General features: G+C 71.9%; 1 protein-coding gene and 1 pseudogene. Both read left to right on the plus strand.

Annotation, left to right across the window (positions count from 1 at the left end):
* Positions 1–328 precede the first annotated feature (328 nt).
* Positions 329–2,071, plus strand: a complete 1,743-nt coding sequence (locus FUT87_RS26930) for an Hsp70 family protein (RefSeq protein ID WP_147242969.1) — start codon at positions 329–331, stop codon at positions 2,069–2,071.
* Positions 2,071–2,563, plus strand: a pseudogene (locus FUT87_RS29595) (hypothetical protein); the annotation flags it as partial. The gene FUT87_RS26930 and the pseudogene FUT87_RS29595, both read left to right, overlap by 1 nt.

Raw genomic sequence — 2,563 nt, forward strand, 5'->3', positions numbered from 1 at the left:
GCGCGACCGTCGCGGCGGTGGCGCCGGCCGGCGCATGCCCCCGCGCATCGGTCAGGTGACCGATGCCGTGCCACACCGCGCCCTGCTGCGACAGCAGCATGAGCAGCGGGAGCAACCAGTGCAGGAGGTGCTTGCGCATGGGGCGCGATTATGGGGCCGCCGCGATCCGCGCAATTCGTCACGCGCGCTGTCGCCTTGTCCCGTCAACCCCCCGCGAGGGCGATGGGGCGTCGCCTGGCCGGTGGATAGTGTGGCGCGTCGCTCGCGGACCGCCGGGCGCACGGCGGCATGGCCCGCACCGATTTCCCCCTTGTCTCGTCCTCGATCCATGACCGCCTCTGCGTTCGTCCCCGACCTCGTCGGCATTGACCTCGGTACCACCCACTCGCTGGTCGCCTACTGGCGCGACGGCGCCTCCCACCTGATCCCCAACGCGCTGGGCCAGACGCTCACGCCGTCGGTGGTGAGCCTGGACGAGGACGGCAGCGTGCTGGTCGGCGTCGCGGCGCGCGAGCGGCTGCAATCGCATCCGGACCGCACGGTGGCGAGCTTCAAGCGCGGCATGGGCACGGCGACCAGCTACGCATTGGGCGACCGGAAGTTCCGCGCCGAGGAGCTGTCGGCGATGGTGCTGCGCGCGCTGCGCGCCGACGTGCGGGCCTGCTTCGGACAGGACGTCGACCGCGCCGTGATCACCGTGCCGGCCTACTTCTCCGACGCGCAGCGGGCGGCGACGCGCAATGCCGGCCTGATCGCCGGCTTCGTCGAGGTCAGCCTGCTCAACGAACCGACCGCCGCCGCGCTGGCCTACGGCCTCAACGAGCAGGAAGACAGCCAGTTCCTCGTGTTCGACTTCGGCGGCGGCACCTTCGACGTGTCCATCCTCGAGCTGTTCTCCGGCGTGATGGAGGTGCGCGCCACGGCGGGCGACAACCAGCTCGGCGGCGACGACGTGGACGCCTGCCTCGAGCGCTGGGTGATGAGCGCGGCCGGCCTGCCCGATGCGCTGCTGCGCGATGAGCGCTTCGTCTCCAGGCTCAAGGCGCGCTGCGAAGCGGCCAAGCGCGCGCTGGGGCCGTCCGGCGCGGTGCCGATCGCGTTCCAGCACGAGTCGCACAGCGTCGACCTGATGCTGCACGCCGAGGAGTTCGAGCGGCTGATCCAGCCCGTGCTGGAGCGCCTGCGCCAGCCGGTGGAGACCGCGATCCGCGACGCCCGCATCGGCACCGCCGACCTGTCGGCGATCGTGCTGGCCGGCGGCAGCTCGCGCCTCCACGCAGTGCGGCAACTGGTGACGCGGATGTTCGGCAAGTTCCCGAACGCCAGCATCAACCCGGACGAGGTCGTCGCGCTGGGCGCGGCGGTGCAAGCCGGGCTGAAGGCCAATGCGGCGGAACTGGCCGAGCGGGTGATGACCGACGTCTGCCCGTATTCCCTGGGCATCGAGAGCGCCAGGCAGGTGAGCGCCGACCGGCTGACGGCTGGCTTCATGTCGCCAATCCTGCCGCGCAACACCGTCGTGCCGGCCAGCCGCGTCGAGTCGTTCTCGCCCATCCATCCGCAGCAGAAGTCCATCCAGGTCAGGGTGTACCAGGGCGAGGCGCGGCTGGTGAAGGACAACATCCTGCTCGGCCAGTTCGACGTGGACCTGCCGCGCTTCAGCGCCGAGCACCGGCCCCACATCGACGTGCGCTTCACCTACGACATCGACGGCCTGCTCGAGGTCGAAGCCACGCCGATGCTGGCCGATCGCTCCGCGGGCGAGCCGCAGCGCCTGGTGATCCAGAACTCCGACGAGCGGCTGTCGCCGCAGGAGGTGGCGCAGCGGCTGAAGGCCTTGTCCGAGCTGAAGCTGCATCCGCGCGAGCGCATGGAGGTGCGCGCGCTCGTCGCCCGCGCCGAGCGCCTGTTCATGCAGGTCGGCCGCGAGGACCGTGAGCAGCTGGGCACGGCGATCACGCGCTTCGAGCTCGACCTCGACTCGCAGGAGCCGCGTCGCATCGAGCAGGGCGGCGAGATGCTGCAGCGCCTGGTGCGCGCGATCGAGGCGGACTCGCCGCTGGGGGTCTGATGCCGGTCGTCCTGCCCAGCTACTTCGTCGCGCTCGGCCTGGACGAGCGGGCCACGGAGGCGGACGTCAAGGCCGCCTACGCCGCGCGGCTCAAGCGCCTGGACCGCGCGCGCGACCCCCAGGGGTTCCAGGCCTTGCGGGGTCACTACGAGGCGGCCATCGCGCACCTGCGCGAAGGGCGCGGGTTCCACGAGATCGAGATCCAGGACGGCGATCCCACCGACGACGACGCGCCGGAGGAAGCTCCAGACGAGGCTTCGGACGAAGCGCGGGGTCATGCGCCGAGCGACGTGCCCGACGAAGCGCCGGCCTCCGCGCCATCGCCATCGCCTGCGCCTGCGCCTGCGCCTGCGCCTGCGGCCCCGGCGGATCCCCGGCCACGACCGCCACCCCAACCCGACCTGGAGGTGGATCCGGAGCGGGTCGCCGGGGTCGCCTATGAGGACGTCCTTGCGGCGTTCTGGCGCGTCGACGCCCGCGCGCTGGCCGCCG

It is taken from the genome of Mitsuaria sp. TWR114, from assembly GCF_007997345.1.